Annotated in this window: 13 protein-coding genes; 8 read left to right on the forward strand and 5 right to left on the reverse strand. The window is 41.9% G+C overall.

Features of this window, described 5'->3' with window-relative positions; translation table 11 throughout:
• Nucleotides 1–74 precede the first annotated feature (74 nt).
• A complete protein-coding gene (locus H6G86_RS22675; RefSeq protein WP_190936202.1) occupies nucleotides 75–1,172 on the forward strand; it encodes an AI-2E family transporter in 1,098 nt (365 codons plus the stop codon).
• A 225-nt stretch (nucleotides 1,173–1,397) separates the two neighbouring features.
• Here the strand turns inward: H6G86_RS22675 and H6G86_RS22680 are convergent, their stop codons facing one another.
• Nucleotides 1,398–3,851: an ATP-dependent Clp protease ATP-binding subunit gene (locus tag H6G86_RS22680; RefSeq protein WP_190936203.1), complete on the reverse strand. Its 2,454-nt coding sequence runs from the start codon at nucleotides 3,849–3,851 to the stop codon at nucleotides 1,398–1,400.
• Between the two features lie 343 nt (nucleotides 3,852–4,194).
• On the opposite strand from H6G86_RS22680, the gene H6G86_RS22685 reads away from it, so the two are divergent.
• A complete protein-coding gene (locus tag H6G86_RS22685; protein ID WP_012409942.1) occupies nucleotides 4,195–4,491 on the forward strand; it encodes a DUF3288 family protein in 297 nt (98 codons plus the stop codon).
• 129 nt (nucleotides 4,492–4,620) lie between these two features.
• Here the strand turns inward: H6G86_RS22685 and aroC are convergent, their stop codons facing one another.
• Complete coding sequence (gene aroC, locus H6G86_RS22690; protein ID WP_190936204.1) at nucleotides 4,621–5,709, reverse strand: chorismate synthase; 1,089 nt, start codon at nucleotides 5,707–5,709, stop codon at nucleotides 4,621–4,623.
• 708 nt (nucleotides 5,710–6,417) lie between these two features.
• Between aroC and H6G86_RS22695 the strand changes: the two genes are divergently transcribed.
• The 3 genes from H6G86_RS22695 to H6G86_RS22705 all read left to right on the forward strand — a co-directional run bounded on the left by H6G86_RS22695 (nucleotide 6,418) and on the right by H6G86_RS22705 (nucleotide 9,273).
• Nucleotides 6,418–6,636, forward strand: coding sequence for a hypothetical protein (locus tag H6G86_RS22695; protein WP_190936205.1), 219 nt, complete (start codon nucleotides 6,418–6,420; stop codon nucleotides 6,634–6,636).
• A 220-nt stretch (nucleotides 6,637–6,856) separates the two neighbouring features.
• Complete coding sequence (locus tag H6G86_RS22700; protein WP_190936206.1) at nucleotides 6,857–8,098, forward strand: phosphotransferase family protein; 1,242 nt, start codon at nucleotides 6,857–6,859, stop codon at nucleotides 8,096–8,098.
• An 86-nt stretch (nucleotides 8,099–8,184) separates the two neighbouring features.
• The gene (locus H6G86_RS22705) at nucleotides 8,185–9,273 is read left to right on the forward strand and encodes a T3SS effector HopA1 family protein (protein ID WP_190936207.1); all 1,089 of its coding nucleotides are present in this window, start codon (nucleotides 8,185–8,187) and stop codon (nucleotides 9,271–9,273) included.
• A 190-nt stretch (nucleotides 9,274–9,463) separates the two neighbouring features.
• On the opposite strand, the gene xth is transcribed toward H6G86_RS22705, so the two are convergent.
• Nucleotides 9,464–10,246: an exodeoxyribonuclease III gene (xth, locus tag H6G86_RS22710; RefSeq protein ID WP_190936208.1), complete on the reverse strand. Its 783-nt coding sequence runs from the start codon at nucleotides 10,244–10,246 to the stop codon at nucleotides 9,464–9,466.
• Between the two features lie 456 nt (nucleotides 10,247–10,702).
• On the opposite strand from xth, the gene H6G86_RS22715 reads away from it, so the two are divergent.
• From H6G86_RS22715 to H6G86_RS22725, 3 genes are all read left to right on the forward strand, one after another.
• A complete protein-coding gene (locus tag H6G86_RS22715) occupies nucleotides 10,703–11,773 on the forward strand; it encodes a glycosyltransferase family 4 protein (protein ID WP_190936209.1) in 1,071 nt (356 codons plus the stop codon).
• Nucleotides 11,774–11,830: 57 nt separating this feature from the next.
• On the forward strand, nucleotides 11,831–12,016 hold the full coding sequence (locus H6G86_RS22720; protein ID WP_083782393.1) for a hypothetical protein: 186 nt from the start codon (nucleotides 11,831–11,833) through the stop codon (nucleotides 12,014–12,016).
• 116 nt (nucleotides 12,017–12,132) lie between these two features.
• A complete protein-coding gene (locus tag H6G86_RS22725; protein WP_190936239.1) occupies nucleotides 12,133–13,155 on the forward strand; it encodes a zinc-dependent alcohol dehydrogenase in 1,023 nt (340 codons plus the stop codon).
• A 62-nt stretch (nucleotides 13,156–13,217) separates the two neighbouring features.
• Here H6G86_RS22725 and H6G86_RS22730 read toward each other — a convergent pair whose 3' ends face one another.
• Together H6G86_RS22730 and H6G86_RS22735 are read right to left on the reverse strand one after the other, a co-directional pair.
• Complete coding sequence (locus H6G86_RS22730) at nucleotides 13,218–14,837, reverse strand: ArnT family glycosyltransferase (protein WP_190936210.1); 1,620 nt, start codon at nucleotides 14,835–14,837, stop codon at nucleotides 13,218–13,220.
• A gap of 865 nt (nucleotides 14,838–15,702) precedes the next feature.
• Entirely contained in the window at nucleotides 15,703–17,043 is a 1,341-nt protein-coding gene (locus H6G86_RS22735) for a recombinase family protein (protein ID WP_190936211.1), read from the reverse strand.
• Nucleotides 17,044–17,051 lie beyond the last annotated feature (8 nt).

Below are 17,051 nucleotides of genomic sequence, written 5' to 3' on the forward strand. Positions count from 1 at the left end.
TTCATTTTCTTACCGTTGAGTATATTTCACCAGTTAAATCTAGTAACTAGAATAATTTTAGTTTTAAATTAATTATGAATTTTCCACTCAATCAACTACTTAGATGGTTAATTTTTACGCTGTTATTTCCTCTAGTGTTTCTCAATGGTTGGCTAGCATTTTTGCTTGTTAAAAATTTTCAACCTGTCGTAACAATTCTTGTCTTAGCCACTTTGCTTGCATTCGTTTTAAACTATCCTGTTGCCATTCTCCAAAAGCAAGGAGTGAAACGTGGCTATGCAGTATCATTAGTTTTTATATTAGCATTGATAATTATCGTTGCTCTGGGTATCACTTTAGTTCCTATTGTGCTAGAGCAATTTAATGAGATGGCGAAAATTCTTCCTCAATGGATTGATTCTAGCGAAGAAAAACTTCAAATTTTAAATGATTGGTTCTTTAAGCACAAATTAAATGTGAATTTAAGTCAGTTATTAACACAAGTAACTGACCAATTACCTAATGAGTTAGAGTTCGTTACGGATAAACTTTTAAGCATTATTGTAGATACGATTGATAGTGTTTCTGATGCATTAATCATAGTAGTAATAACTTTTTACCTCTTGTTAGATGGCCCAAGAATTTGGGAGGAGATATTTAAGAAGTTACCGGGTAATTTTGCCCAACAAGTAAGCCAGTCTATTCAGCAAAACTTTCAAAATTACTTGATTGGGCAAGGAACTTTGGCTTTGCTGATGGGAGTTTCAGAAACATTAATGTTTTTAGCTTTTCAAGTCCAGTTTGCTTTACTTTTTGGTTTGGGAGTCGGGCTTTTGAGCTTAATTCCCTTTGGCGATGTCGTCAGCGTGGTTGTAATAACTTTCATAATAGCCACACATGACTTTTGGCTAGCAGTGAAGGTTTTTGCGGTAGCTGTTGTTATTGACCAGTTAATCGATCAGGCGATCGCACCACGGCTTTTAGGCAGATTTACTGGGCTTAGACCAATATGGGTATTAATTGCTTTACTTGTAGGAACCAATGTCGGTGGAGTCTTGGGTTTGGTAATCGCGGTACCTGTAGCTGGTTTTATCAAGGATGCAGCAGATGGTTTTTCTAAATCTGGTGATTCTGAGAATGTAGTTAAGAGTGAAGTAGCATCAGAATTGTTGCCAGAGGAATCAGTATCGTAATAATGTGTTGATTTGTGGAGAATATAAAGTACAAAAATGTGCGCCCTACTGTGTATTACATCCAGAATAAAATTGCATAAAAAAAGCCCCCAGTATATCTACTAGGGGTGAGAAATAATACCATTTCACTTTATGTTTGTCAGAGATGACCCTGCGATCGCCTCTACTTAGATGAGAGGCTAATTATTTCTCAAATATTACAGCAAAAAGCGATCGGGTATAAAATTAGCCAACATTTGCCAAGAGCAATTCTCGTTTTTCTAATTTTTGTACTCTCACCTGAGAGTCATCATCAACATCGATAAGCGCTGTATCTCCATCTGTAATTTCACCAGACAGCATTGCTTCAGCGAGAGAATCTTCTAAAAGGCGCATAATTGCCCGGCGTAATGGTCTAGCACCATAGCTGGGGTTATAACCTTCTTGGACTACAAGTTCTTTGAAGCGATCGCTAACTTCAAGAATAATTCCCTTTTCTGTCAAGCGTTTAGAAACTTCACGAAGCATAATTTCAGCAATTTGCTTCACTTCATCCCTAGAAAGCTGGGTGAAGACGATAATTTCATCAAGACGGTTCAGGAACTCAGGACGGAAGTAAGCTTTCAATTCCTCATTTACCAAGGTGCGGATGCGGTTATAACTAGCGTCGGCTTGAGTGTCGAAGTCAAAGCCTAAACCACTACCACCTTTTTCAATTACCTTGGAACCGATGTTGGAAGTCAAAATGATCAGTGTGTTCTTGAAGTCCACTTTCCGACCTTTGGCATCGGTAAGATGACCGTCATCCAAGATTTGCAGCAGCATATTGAATACATCGGGGTGTGCTTTTTCGATTTCGTCGAATAGCAACACTGTGTAAGGTTTCCGCCGCACGGCTTCTGTAAGTTGTCCGCCTTCGTCGTATCCGACGTAACCAGGAGGCGAACCAATTAGCTTGGCGACAGTATGACTTTCCATGTATTCGGACATATCTAGCCGAATCATTGAGTCTTCCGCACCGAAGAAGTAGGAAGCTAATGCCTTGGCCAATTCTGTTTTACCGACTCCGGTAGGCCCAGAGAAGATAAAGCTAGCGATGGGACGATTGGGATTTTTCAAGCCAACACGGGCGCGACGGATACCGCGAGATACAGCCGAGACTGCTTGTTCTTGACCGATGAGGCGTTGATGCAGAGTGTCTTCTAGGTGCAGAAGCAACTCTGACTCAGATTCAGTCAGTTTGTTGACTGGTACGCCAGTCCAAGAGGCAACGATTTGAGCAATGTCTTCTTCGTCAACGACGGTGCAGTTGACAGGTTGCTCGTTTGGTGTAAATGTTGCTTGCAGTTGTTCTGCGAGTTTTAACTCTTGGTCGCGTAGAGTTACAGCTTTGTCAAAATCTTGGACTCTGACTGCTGCTTCTTTTTCTTTGGTAACGCCAGCGAGTTCACGCTTGAGTTCTTTATTAGGAGAACTTTGGGAGTTCCGCAGACGAACGCGAGAACCAGCTTCGTCAATTAAGTCTATTGCCTTATCTGGCAAGAAGCGATCGCTAATATAGCGGTCTGATAATTCTGCGGCGGCGACAAGTGCCGAATCCAAAATTGTGACTTTGTGGTGCTGTTCATAAGCGCCGCGCAAGCCGTAAAGAATTTGTACGGTTTCTTCTACCGAGGGTTCACCAACCATAATTGGTTGGAAACGACGCTCTAGGGCGGCATCGCGCTCGATGTGCTTGCGATACTCATCAAGGGTTGTTGCGCCGATGCACTGGAGTTCACCGCGTGCTAAGGCAGGTTTGAGGATATTGGCTGCATCCAAACCACCTTCTGTACCACCAGCGCCAACTAAGGTGTGAATTTCGTCAATTACCAGAATGATGTTGCCGACAGTGCGAACTTCTTCCACAACTTTTTTGATGCGTTCTTCAAAATCGCCACGGAAGCGAGTTCCAGCTACCAATGACCCCATATCGAGGCTGATAACTTGCTTATCCTGTAAGGTTTCGGGAACATCTTGGTTGATAATTCGTTGAGCTAGACCTTCTGCGATCGCAGTTTTACCAACTCCTGGTTCTCCAATCAACACGGGATTATTCTTAGTGCGACGACCGAGAATTTGAATTGCCCGCTCAATTTCCTTCTCACGACCAACTACAGGGTCGAGTCTGCCTTCTTGCGCTAATTTGGTCAAATTTCTGCCATATTCTTCCATCGTTAGCGGTTGGGTGCGCTTTTGACTACCACTACCAGCGAAAGCAGGTGCGTTTTCACCCAAACGGCGAACTATGGCACTACGGACACTCTTGAAGTCAACTCCCAGATTTTGCAGGACTTTGGCGGCGACACCTTCACCAGCCTCAGTTAATCCTAAGAGTAAGTGTTCTGTGTTGATATAATTCTGTCCCAGACTATGAGCTTCTTTAAAAGATTGCTCGAAGAGGCTTTTCACCTTGGGAGTGAAAGGAATTTCTGGTGGTACAAAGCCAGAACCCCTACCAATAATTTTTTCTACCTCACGACGTGCGTCTTTGAGGGTAACGCCTAATTCGGCCAGCACTTTAGCAGCAACCCCAGTTCCTTCTCCCATCAGACCCAGGAGAATTTGTTCAGTTCCTACGAAATTGTGTCCCAGGCGACGTGCTTCTTCCTGAGCTAGCATAATTACTCTAATGGCTTCGGAAGTGAAGTGTTCAAACATAATGGGTTCTTGCTCCCTCGCTGCTTGGACTTTGGGTGAGATAAAATTCACCCTCATCTAAAGTTTTTTGTATTTTCTTAAGAACTAATGTAACTTTATTTAAAGTTAAGTGGCAGTGGTGAGAGCCGTAAGACATCAGGTGTACTAGCCGTCTAAGAGAATTTAAGAGTTGGGAATTAGAGATTAGGAGTAAGTAAGGAGTTCTCAATTTTACAATTAGTTTTCCCGTGGAGAAGATGATTTTTTTTGCCTTTTCTGCTCCTCTGCTCTCGGCTAAACTTAGAACTCAGGACTCAGAACGGGCTAAACCCTAACTATCCGCTAACAACACTCAGGACTGACGATGACTGAACCAACGGTTGGTAAAGACCAACAACACCCTCTTTATAATCGCGATCGCCCCCTTATTGATATCTTACTCGCTCAAGAGGCGACAGACTATAACTTAGCAGAATTAGCTAGGTTGCGAATGCGTTATCAAGGCTTTCCAGGCGCAAGAGACATCCAAAAAGACCTAGATAAAGTCTTACAGCAGTGGGGTTTAACCGAAATTGAGCTTTTTGAGAAAACTCGCAAAATTCATGATTTGGGCGGTATTTACAAAAGTCGTGGTAAAAAAGACGAACAGGATTGGAATTAGGGAATTGGGAATTGGGAATTGGGAATTGGGAATTGGCGATTAATTATTCCCAACTCTTGTACAGACGCGATGAATCGCGTCTCTCCTAATTCAGCTATTAATCGCGTCTCTCCTAAGTCGATATATAGACTACAAGACTTTGCACTGACCATAATGCCGTAACAAATGGTCACATAGTACCAACGCCACCATTGCCTCAACCATTGGCACTGCACGCGGTAATACACAAGGATCGTGTCGTCCTTTTGCTGCTAGTAGCGTTTCTTCGCCCTCACGAGTTACAGTCTTCTGCTCTTTTCTAATTGTTGCTGTCGGCTTAAATGCAACTCGCAAAATGATATTTTCGCCGTTAGAAATCCCGCCTTGAATACCGCCAGAACGGTTTGTCACTGTACGGATTTCACCATTTTGATCGATATAAAATTCGTCGTTATGCTCAATTCCCGTTAGTAGCGTTCCCGCAAAACCGGAACCAATTTCAAAGCCTTTGCTAGCAGGGAGAGACATGACACCCTTAGCGATATCAGCTTCTAATTTATCAAATACTGGTTCGCCCAAACCTTTCGGCACATTTCGCGCCACACATTCTACGACACCGCCGATAGAATCGCCTTGTCTACCTATTTGCTCAATTAATTCAATCATGCGATCGCCACATTCAGCATCGGGACAGCGAACGATATTGCTTTCTACTTGCTCTAAGGTGACAGTATTTGGATCAACTACACCTTCCAAGTCTTGGATACGCTTAACGTAAGCAATAATTTCGACATTGGCAACTTGACGAAGAATTTTTTTAGCGATCGCACCGGCTGCTACTCTCCCGATTGTCTCGCGCGCTGACGACCTACCCCCACCTTGCCAATTGCGAATGCCATATTTTGCATCATAGGTTGCATCAGCATGAGAAGGCCGATACTTCTGTGCCATCTCGTCGTAATCTTGGGGACGAGTATCTTGATTACGTACCAAAATTGTTATAGGCGTTCCCAGTGTTTTGCCTTCAAAGACTCCTGATAGAATCTCGCAGGTATCAGCTTCTTTGCGAGGAGTCGTAATTTTACTTTGTCCCGGTCGCCTTCTATCTAGTTCTACCTGAATTTCTTCTGCCGAAATTTCTAGTTGGGGAGGACAACCATCAATCACAACTCCCACACCGCCGCCGTGAGACTCGCCAAAAGTACTAATGCGAAATAAATGACCAAAAATATTGCCCATGATTTTGAGGAAAAAGGTGAGGCTTATGTATTCTACCTAGAGTTCTTCAAAAGTTTGTCTTTGCTTTTTGTAGAATTCTTCGCTATTTGCTAGTATTTATGCAACAGTATCATTGCATTTCCGGTGATGAAAGCGCACGCATATAATTATCTGCTCAAAGAGCAAATGGTTACACCTGCTAGGAAATCGAACAATTCACAACAGCTTAATTAGGGGTTAACCGATAGATATAGTGAAAAAATTAAGCTCTTTTGCCAACCACAACTGTCACAAGAGTACAAACCCAAAAAATACGGTATCAGGCTTCTATTTTATACCTATCATCTATCCAAACTCTTTCAAAATTATGGGGTGGCAATTTAACACTATCTCGCAATAGTCGTTGTGCATTGTTAGAGTTTTGTTTTGATAGCTTGGACTAATTTGCATTTAATAGCAATGAATCTTTTCCGTGGCTTGGACGAATTTGGCGTTGCCGTAGCCTCGGTCATAAGCGGCAAGTGGTCTTTTGCCTAACTCACGAGTTACTTGTAGAGGTTTCTGATTCGCTCAACATCCTTGACAAAAGTACATTTCCATAAGATGCACTCATGTAACCGTTGTCTGCGATCGCCTATAGCCATTTACAATACGTAAGTAAGACAAATGACGTAATAACAAGGCTTATAGGCATCAATTCTGAAAATTAAAGAAAAAAATAATTACTAATTGCCTAAAAATTCCGGTTTTTTTGGCTTTGGGATGATTAATAAAAATAATAGTCTTGAATGTCATGCTTCCTGCTGCGAAGGATTACCGAAATTCTTTGCTGCTTTCAGGATGACTACTGAGCGTCAAATAACATCTGCCGCCAATCAGTTTTTTGCTGGAGATGCTGCTACATCAAAAGGCTCTACCACAAAAATTGCTCTATATGTATCTAAGTAAATATGCTGATAAAGTGTAAAGATGTCACCGTATATATGAGTGAATTTGAAAGCAACTATAAAGGATTTTGTACCATTTTGGCAGGTTTTTATCGGAAAAATGGGATATTAGTAGATTGTACAAATCTTTATTGTTATTCACTATCTACCGACAACTGCTAAGTACAAGCAAATACCGACATAGATAAGTTTAAGTAATTTAATGAAGTAGGAAATAATACATGGTATTATCACTGTCTTCTCATAACGTTATCCAGTATCTGCAAGAAGCGGGGCTGTGTAGCTCAGAAGATGACGCATCAGATAAATCTGAGTTGCCAGGAAGTAGTAAGAACAGTTTCGATTTACTCGTGACTCTAGCAGATAATCGTAAACTGCTCATTAAACAAGAGCGTAACCTTAAAAGCAATGACGGCGCTCCTCATGAATTGTTTCAGGAGTGGCTATTTCATCAGTTGCTCCAACAGTTTCCAGTTCTCGGCAATATTTCCCCGATCGCACCGTTGGTAGTTCATTTTGACGAAGAAAATTCCATCCTTGTCCGCAACTACTCAAGTGAATATCGGGAACTTGCGACATTGTACCACAACAATGATATTTTTCCACAAGAAATTGCCACTGCGATTGGCACTACTTTAGCGGGACTCCATCGCGCAACTTACAACCGCCGAGAATATCGGGATTTTATGGCAACTGCTCCCCAAGGAGAGTTTCGCTATGGCTTTTACAATCCGGCGCAAGGGCTAGAGTCAATTGGGCCGGAGATTTTTGGGACGGTTCCCACGGATGCGCTGAAATTTTATCTACTCTACCAGCAATCGGAGAGTTTGGAATCTGCGATCGCAGATTTGGCGTATGACTGGAATCCCTGCTGCTTGACTCACAACGACCTGAAATTGAACAACATCTTGGTTCATTCCAGGTGGGAAAAACTAGACAATTGCCTAGTCAGACTAATTAATTGGGAAGCTTGTTCTTGGGGAGATCCAGCTTTTGATTTAGGGACTTTACTAGCCAGCTATTTACGAATTTGGCTCAATAGCCTCGTTGTAGATCCCACCATTGAGTTACAAGAATCTCTACATCTGGCTTTGACACCGTTGGAGAGTTTGCAACCTTCAATTATTGCCCTCATTAGGGGTTATCTAAATGCTTTCCCAATGATTTTGGAATACCGCAGTGACTTTATTGTGCGTGTTATCCAGTTTGCAGGACTGGCACTAATTCATCAAATTCAGGATATGATTACCTGCCGCAAATCCTTTAATAATGCTGATATTTGTATGCTGCAAGTGGCTAAAAGTTTACTCACTATGCCACAGCAAGGTGTACTAACTATTTTCGGAATATCAGAGTCAGAAATCCTTAATCCTGTAGGGACAGTTCATAAACTTCCTCAGCCTGTAAAAGAGCCACAGCTACTTCGTCTTTATTACGAAAAAACTCGGCTTCGTGGTTGTTAATAGCAGGGAGCAGAACAATTCTGACTTCTGACTCCTGATTCCTGACTCCTGAATTCTGTTTTAAAGTTTGAATTCTAAATGGATTAATGCTAAATTACTCTATCAATCAACCGCTAAATTCTCTATTCGATATTGCTAAGAATATTCAGATTGAACCAAATTTTTGTATTTATCATCCCAATTATCAACCCTTTGCTCTGCCGACTAAAGTAGCCGATAGATTTCAGCAAAATTCTGTAGATTTACAACAGAAATATCTAACTCTACTGCTGCGGAACTTTCTTTATGGGATCTATTACAATGGCTCTCTACAAAGTACTTTAGCAGTCAATACTGATAGTAGTAATTGCCCATCAAAGCATAATTTAGCAGATAATTCCATCTTAGAAATCGATTGGAACTTTTACGAGCATCTACACGCCAGTAATCACGGCATAGGTTACTTTGACCCTCAATGGCAGGTGTTGCGAAAAGAACCTGATGGGACTATGGCTGTGACTAAAGGCGGTTTAACACTTTATGTTGAGCCAGACTGCCATCTCAAATCCAGCAAAAAATCTACCAAAGTGGGTGACATGGTAGCAATCTGGATGCCCAAAAATCGATTGCAAAATGGCTCTTACTTGGCAGTTAGTAATGTTGGACAGGAACGGCAAAGCAACCCGGATGCTGATTTGGGAGCAGGGCGAATTTACTTTAACTTTACGCCATCTGGTGCGATCGCTCTTATGGAAAGCTTGACACTGCAATTGAATGCAGCTTCCATTCCCTTTAGCTTTCAGGTTCTTCACAACCCTTCTGCATACGGACGCTATGATTCGGGGCTACTCTACTTTGAACTCCCCGACTATCCAGCAATCCGCACAATCCTTCAGGCTATTTATCCAGAAAATCAATCCTATTTCCAGCCCGAAATCCCCTTGTTTACCAAATTTTTAGCCCCAGGTTTAGGTTTAGCTGAAGAACCAACCCAAAAATTTGCCGCACAAGAAAGTTTTGGGATGAACCGTTGCCAAATTGTCGCTAATGCTTTGTTGGAAGCTTGGCAAAAGGGTAAGAATGCAATGGAGGAAAGGATGAAGGTTATTGACCAACACTTTGCGCGACACCTAATAGATTTGCAGCGTCCTTACCTCAATCCCAGTTCTGAGGATATATATAAACCCTTAAATTGATAGGAAATGGTGCAGGGAGCAGGGGAGCAGGGAGCAGGGGAGATGAGGGAGACAAGGGGACAAGGAGATAAACAAAACTCTTAACTCTTAACTCAGCACTCCCAATTCCCAATTCCCAATTCCCAATTCCCAATTCCCAATTCCCAATTCCCAATTCCCAATTCCCAATTCCCAATTCCCAATTCCCAATTCAAAATTCCACAATTACCGGCGTATGGTCGCTGGGTTGGGTTAATTTTCTGGGTTCGACATCAATAATACAACTTGTAGCACGTTCATAGAGGATGGGCGTGAGATAGTGATGGTCAATCCGCCAACCTAAGTTGCGACGAAAGGCGGCGGCGCGATAATCCCACCAGCTATAATTTCCGCCTTCTGTGGTGAATTTGCGAAAAGCATCGGCAAACCCTAGTTGCAGAATCTCGCGCAAGGCTTGACGCTCGGTTTCTGTTGCCATAATGTGATTTTCTGTACTCACTTGTTCGTGAATATCCTTGTCTTCTAGGGCGATGTTGAAGTCACCGCACACACAAATTGCAGGTTCTGACAGCGAAAGCAATCGCAAATACTCGTGTAGCGCTGTTAACCAGCGCAGTTTGTATTCATATTTTTCAGTTCCTACTGCTGCACCGTTGGGAACGTATAAGTTAACAATCCGAACACCATCAATTACACCTGTTATTACCCGTTTTTGCTCATCCCATTCGTGGTGTAAATCTGGCAAAATCGCCCTAAACCCGCTACTTACGTTTAAAAGTGGCTGGCGGCTAATCAGGGCTACGCCGTTATAAGATTTTTGTCCTGATATATAAAGGTTATAGCCCAACTGCTCAAAAGGCGATCGCGGAAACTCGGCATCCGCAACTTTGGTTTCTTGTAAGCAGAGAACATCAACGGGATTGTTAGTTAACCAATCAGTAACCTGTTCGAGACGAGTGCGAATTGAGTTGACGTTCCAAGTAGCGATTTTCATTAGTTATCAGAATTTTTTGAAACTTAATAATTACAAATTGTGTAATTATTGTACAATTACTTAATATTTATAATTCTTTTTGCATTTCCCAATTACGTTTAAACAAACCTTTAATCATTTGATCCCATTGAATATTTTAGTATTGTCAGCTACCAAATATTCAATTTTGTAAGTTCTGCTACAAAATATTCTACTTCATTATGATCCCCAAGACAGATGCAACAACTAATTGATTAGTTATACGTTAGAAATGTAACTCAGGGCTGACTTTTGCCGAATAGTCCTTTATATTTGTAGACAGAAAATTTGCGGGACGGTTAATCGGTATTGCACTTTTGGTAGCCTGTTAGGTTAATTTAAATGTCAAAATAGTAAGTACAAATGCTTTGTTCTCATACAATAATGATGCAACTCATTATATTGAGGACAATTTCATCGACTGAACCAAAAAAACTTATGAAAATCGCTCAAGTTGCCCCCTTATGGGAAAGGGTTCCACCTCCTAGTTATGGAGGAATAGAACTGGTAGTGAGTCGCTTGACTGATGAACTTGTTCGTCGCGGTCATGAGGTAACATTATTTGCCTCTGGCGATTCTCAAACTTTGGCTCATTTAGAAGCAGTTTATCCGCGTGCATTGCGCTTAGACCCGAATGTTAAAGAGTATGCAGTGTACGAAATGCTAGAACTGAGCCAAGTTTACCAAGGTGCTAAGGAATTCGATCTTATCCATTCTCATGTAGGGATTTCGGCATTACCTTTAGCGAGTTTCATAACAGCAACTTCTACGGTGCATACCCTGCACAATAATTTTACCAACGACACCCGGCACGCATTTAGCTACTACCAGAAGCAACCATATATAAGCATTAGTAACTCGCAGCGTCAAGTCGATCTAAATTATGTTGGCACTGTTTATAACGGAATTGAGCTAGCAGATTATCCTTTCGTAGCTCAACCGTCAGAACCTCCATATTTGGCATTTTTAGGCCGTTTTTCGCCAGAAAAAGGGCCACACCATGCGATCGCTATTGCAAAGCACAGTGGTTGGCGCTTGAAGATGGCAGGAAAGGTTGATGTCGGCGACTCTAAGTTTTTTGAACAAGAGATTGCCCCCCATATTGATGGTCAGCAAATTGAATATCTCGGCGAAATTAACCACGCCGAAAAAACTGAACTTCTGGGCAATGCTGCTATAACTCTTTTCCCCATTAACTGGCAAGAACCTTTTGGATTAGTGATGACTGAATCAATGGCAACTGGTACACCAGTAATTGCTATGAATTTCGGCTCAGTACCTGAAGTAATTGCCCACGGTAAAACAGGTTTTATCTGTAAAAGCTATGCAGAAATGACGGCAATGATTCCCCTAGCTTTGGAACTCAATCGTCAAACCTGTCGAAAACATGTAGAAAGCAACTTTAGTGTTAACCAAATGGTTAACGGATATGAAGCTATTTACAGACAAATTATTAAAGACCGCATAGAATCGAATGGTCGCATTCATGCTACGAAAATACATTTTTAATCAACTGCTTTTTCTTGCTGAGTTTAAACAACAAATTTTTTTAAGGAGGACATTGGTATGAGTACGAGAGCCAACACTTGCCCATGTTGCGGTGGTTCCCTCCTGCGTCATGCCCGTCATGGTGAACTATATTGGTTTTGCCTGTCGTGCCGACAAGAAGTACCGTTATTAACTGTTATTCGCTTACCTAATGTGGATACCCGGAACACCGGAGTTGTTCCTCAGCCAGTGGTAAATACCTAGTTCTTGCAATTTTTAAATAGATAAAACTTGACTAGAAATCAATACTGATTTGTTTAGACCTATAAATTAGCTTCAACTGGTAAAATCGGATGGAGCTAATTGATAGGTTTAAAGCTTTGTTAGCAGCGTTACTTTATGGGCAAGAAGATTTACGGTTAGAGCAAGTTGCTGACCCCACACCGGCGGCTGGCGAAGTTGTGATTAAAGTGGGGGTAGCAACAACTTGTGGTACAGATTTGAAGGTTTGGCGGCGTGGTGGTCATGCCAAGATGTTAAAACCGCCGACGCTATTTGGTCACGAAGCTGCTGGGCGAATTGTTGCCTTGGGTGCAGGCGTTACAAATTGGCAAGTAGGCGATCGCATCGTTGCTAATAATTCTGCCCCCTGCATGAAGTGCTTTTTTTGTCAACGCCAAGAGTATTCTTTATGCCCGAATCTGACATGGAATAACGGGACTTTTGCGGAATACTTGAAAATTCCTGCACCTATAGTAGAGCATAATTTGTTGCAGATTCCCGATGAGTTGCCGTGGGAATTAGCAGCGATGACGGAACCGTTAGCTTGTGTTTTGCATGGTGTAGCCCGTTCTAATATCAAGTCCAAAGATCAAGTAGTCGTCTTAGGAGATGGGGCGATTGGGCTGATGTTTGTGGCGGCGTTGAGTGGGAAAGCTGAGGTGTTGCTATGGGGAGGTAATCACCATCGGCTAGAAATTGGTCAGAAATTGGGTGCAACCCAGACTTTTAATTATCATCAAATCCCGGATATTCCCAATGTGGTGAAAGAACTCACCCAAGGACGGGGCGCAGATGTAGTAATTGAAGCCACAGGTGTACCAAGTGTTTGGGAAACTGCGATCGCCTGCGCCCGTCCTGGTGCAACAGTTAACTTATTCGGTGGATGTCCACGAGATACCAGCATTACCTTTAATACAGAACAGCTACACTACAGCGAACTGACAATCAAAGGCGTGTTTCATAATACACCAGAGTATGTGCGGGAAGCGTTGGCACTGATCGCTAGTCGCAAAATACACTTTGAGTTACTTATTAGTCAACAGAGGCCATTAAAAGATTTAGAACAGGTGTTTTGTGAGATGAAGGCGCGACAAGTAATTAAGGTAGCGATGATTCCTTAGATCATATTAGTGACAGTGTGAGCAAGAATTTAATAACCAATACCCAATGTCCAATGCTCAACTTAAAGACGATTAATATCTTTCGTAACTAACTTCCAGCCTTCAGCTTGGTCAATTAACTTCATCGAATCTAGTTGGAGATTGTTCAAAGCAGATGCATGAAGTAGAAAGTAGGGTTGCCCGTTGTAGTGCCAATAATATTCCAGTTCGCCAACAGAAGCGGGAATAATGGTGCGATCGCTATAATAATCCAGCGAGGGACGATGGTAGGCAAAAGATGTGTAAATCTTCCTCGTAGCCGGATTTGCCCGCACAATCATGGCGGCGACTGGTTTAACTGGATAGGCTTCAGATAATTCCCAAACCCAGTAGTTAGATTTCATTAACAGTAGCAGCGAAAGGTAACTTCCCCAAAACAAAATCTTCAGAAATTGCCCGTCGCCTCGTTCTGCCAAAATAGCTGCTAAGGTCATGGTTAAAGCGACTGCGGCAAAAATCAGTTGTAAATCTGTTTGTGATGTTGTACCCCAACTGAAATAAATGCTACCAGCAGAAGCAACTACAGCAAGTATCGCCAAACCAGCAACCCAAGCGCGGGGATAGGATGAAAGTAAAGGCGAATTTTCTGTCTCTGATAATTGGATACCAAAAGCTAAAGCTAAACTGGGGTAAATCGGGAATAAATACCAGGGGACTTTGGTAATCATGAAAGAAATTACCAATAGATAAACACCGCTCCACGCCATTACTAGTTTTGCCCAGCTAAGGTTGCGATTTTCCCAGGTTAAGCGGACAGTTTGCGGTAAGAATAATAACCACGGCCATGTGTATTTGAGAAGTTCAATCACATAGTACCAAGGTGGTTCAGGATTACCTTCTCCAAATGAGCCAATTCGACCGAGTGATGGGTTTACAAGCCCAACTTGGGCGAAAGTGTAACCATAATGAATTAGTTGGGCACTATACCAACCAGCTACAGGCACAATGCCAATGAAGATTGCTATCCACAGATAGTAGCAGGTGAGCAGCCGTGGCGTATCCCAAAACAGAAATACGATCGCGATCGCACCTAGCAATACACCTAGCAGTCCTTGAGTTAGGCAAATTAACCCAAAACTGACACCAACGCCAAGGCAATAACGTAAATCTCGGCGCGATCGCAACACGCACAACATCATCACCATCAAAAAACTTACCATCGCCCCATCCAACATTGCCAGCCGCCCATGACGAACCACAGGTAGCATTGTTAGATAAATTAAGGCGCTATAAATAGCAGCCCAACGTTGGCGAAATATCTCTCGAGCAATGCAATACAGTAAAGGTACAGATGTCGCTGTTAAAATTGCTCCAGGTAGACGAGTTGTGAACTCATTTTCGCCTCCTAGAGAATAAGCCCAGGCAATTAGCAAATGTATCAGAGGCGGCTTGTTATGATATGGTTCGCCTCCTAGCGTTGGGAAAAGCCAACGCATTGAACCTTCTGGAGCGTGCCAAATTTCACGAGCAACCTGTGCCACAGTCCCTTCATCCCAATCTCGCAGGGGCAATCCTCCCAGATTGATGCTAAACAGTAATACTGCTGCCAACAGCAATACTATTAGCCATACCCAATCAATCCATCTGCCAACCGTGCGATGCTGTTTTTCTAGATGACTCCAAATAAAGCTTCCTTCTTGCATATTCTATGTTAATCATTTTACTTGCTGGTTTGATTACATAGAGACCAAAGCGAATCTCCAATGTTGCCACCCAGTAGCAACGTATATTCTTAACAATTGCTAGTTTCCAAGATTAACTCAACTTTATCTAATTAGCGCTATTTTTTGAAAAATTTATCTTAACTATTGAAATAACATATAAATCGGAAAATGATAAAAATAATACAGTCAAAAAATTATTTATCACCTGTTACTTAGTCCGTAAATTAACTTGTATTTATTTTGTTTTGAGCATGATGCTTAGTTTAATTTTTATCTGCTTAGTTTTTCTCTAGCTAATTTCAGAAATATATGGAACATTTGTTGTAGTGGTTTAAGAAGGTGCTGAATACTTAAATAAATTAGTTTTAATTTATTTGAATAATAATAGGACTTACGCAAACAATAGCCAAAACCCTGATAATTCGGTAAGGGCAAGCTACTGCGACACGCTGCGCGAACGTACAGAAGTAGCTTACCGCAAAGTATTACCCCTAGTGCATATACTTTTGGGTGAATACTTAAGTAATTACCAACATTTTTTAAATCTTCCGGTTCTTTAGCATTTTACCTTGGAATTTATTCTAAGGCTAATAGCCTCGTTTCTAGCCAGAGGCTTGAAATGCTCATCATTGCCTCTGCCGAGAATTAACAGACAGAGCCTCATTTTAGGCATTCCCATCCGAAGACAGAGAACGAGATAATGAGACACACTAATGAGCAATAGAATTAAATATTAGAAAGGTTTTCTTAATCACAATTTGGTAAGTTTTAGAATTACTTCGTGGTTAAATAGTGAATAATTTAGGTATTGCTACGGCTATATTATTTATTTTTAACACTGGCATTAAAAAATAAAAATAACTTGTAATTGCAACTCTTTATTCTGAATAGTAATCTTAATTTGTCTGATAAATTCTCGAAAGTAAAATCGTCGCTCTGTTTCCGACAAATCTAACCAAAATTGGGGTATTGAAACAGCTTGAGCAACAGAACGCAAATTAACTGGGGGAAGAGTCGCCAACTTTGCTTCAAGTGCAGAAATTTCTGTGCGGAGTTTGTAAGCCCTTAGCTTTGCTGTTTCAACATCTAAAATTCCAGTTTCGATTAAACCGGGTAACTGAGCAAGTATTTCTTGCTGACGAGCGATCGCTTGCCCTAAATTATTCTTGACTGCATCCAATTGGGGAAAATTCATCCCCGCGACAGCTAAGGGTAAGTCACGGCAAACGGTTTCAATTGTATGTTCCAACACTTCTTGGTAAGGAATAGCCTTACACTTGGGGCGTTGAGGACAGCTAGTAGAACGTAAATAAAGATACTCCTTATCTTGGTTGCGTTGGGTGACACGAGTAACTGTCAAATGTGACTGACACTCAGCACAGACAACCAATCCAGCTAAAGAACGCCTAGCACTAGCAGTTCGGGATGGTAAACGGCTATTACGGCGTAAAAGTCGGTCAACTTGGGCTGCTTCTTCTTTAGAAATTATCGGAATATGTGTATTAGAGATAATTTCACCATTTTGGTAAGCTGTATTGCCGCGATAAACTGGATTAGTCAACCAGCGTCGCCCAGTTGTGACAGAGATTTTTTTGCCATATTTTTTCGCCAAGTAACGAACCGAACCCCGCAGGGAACCGTAGAGTAAAAAGTGTTCAAAAAAATCTTTGACTACTGGTGAAGTACTGCGATCAACAGTATATTTTCCCTTACCTCTGCGATAGCCATATGGAACTTTACCAGGTGGCGGCGCAACCTCAAGACGATTACGGGCGTGTCCTTGACGGATGCGACGACTACGTTGCTGGCGTTGGATTGCATTTAGCAAATTCAGCAAGTCAGCACCCAGAGGGTAATTTTCGGAAGTATAGGGCTGTTCTGTAGCAATTATCGCTACTCCCATCGCTTCGAGTTTATGTAAGCGATCGCTAATTTCCTCTACAGTATCTCCTAATTCTTCCAGTCGCCGAATCAAGAGATAATCTGCTGGTTCAGTTTCGCAATCGGTAAATAATTGTTGTAATTGCGATCGCGTAGCGTGTCCGTAGGACTCTCGCGTAGTCTGTCCAGAAGACTCTGGCTTACCCAAATCTTCATAAACCCAATCCACCTCCCATCCCCAATCAGCTTGATCGGGAGAAGATTCTAATAGCGGATTGGTGTAAGAATAAGCAATTATTTTCATTAGTCATT

It is taken from the genome of Nostoc sp. FACHB-133, from assembly GCF_014698055.1.
In the GTDB taxonomy this organism is placed as follows: Bacteria; Cyanobacteriota; Cyanobacteriia; order Cyanobacteriales; family Nostocaceae; genus Nostoc.

Bases quoted from the DNA above. Each gene is read 5' to 3' on its own strand.
- H6G86_RS22675 (WP_190936202.1), top strand. From the start codon at position 75: ATGAATTTTCCACTCAATCAACTACTTAGATGGTTAATTTTTACGCTG.
- H6G86_RS22680 (WP_190936203.1), bottom strand. From the start codon at position 3,851: ATGTTTGAACACTTCACTTCCGAAGCCATTAGAGTAATTATGCTAGCT.
- H6G86_RS22685 (WP_012409942.1), top strand. From the start codon at position 4,195: ATGACTGAACCAACGGTTGGTAAAGACCAACAACACCCTCTTTATAAT.
- aroC (WP_190936204.1), bottom strand. From the start codon at position 5,709: ATGGGCAATATTTTTGGTCATTTATTTCGCATTAGTACTTTTGGCGAG.
- H6G86_RS22700 (WP_190936206.1), top strand. From the start codon at position 6,857: ATGGTATTATCACTGTCTTCTCATAACGTTATCCAGTATCTGCAAGAA.
- H6G86_RS22705 (WP_190936207.1), top strand. From the start codon at position 8,185: ATGCTAAATTACTCTATCAATCAACCGCTAAATTCTCTATTCGATATT.
- xth (WP_190936208.1), bottom strand. From the start codon at position 10,246: ATGAAAATCGCTACTTGGAACGTCAACTCAATTCGCACTCGTCTCGAA.
- H6G86_RS22715 (WP_190936209.1), top strand. From the start codon at position 10,703: ATGAAAATCGCTCAAGTTGCCCCCTTATGGGAAAGGGTTCCACCTCCT.
- H6G86_RS22720 (WP_083782393.1), top strand. From the start codon at position 11,831: ATGAGTACGAGAGCCAACACTTGCCCATGTTGCGGTGGTTCCCTCCTG.
- H6G86_RS22730 (WP_190936210.1), bottom strand. From the start codon at position 14,837: ATGCAAGAAGGAAGCTTTATTTGGAGTCATCTAGAAAAACAGCATCGC.
- H6G86_RS22735 (WP_190936211.1), bottom strand. From the start codon at position 17,043: ATGAAAATAATTGCTTATTCTTACACCAATCCGCTATTAGAATCTTCT.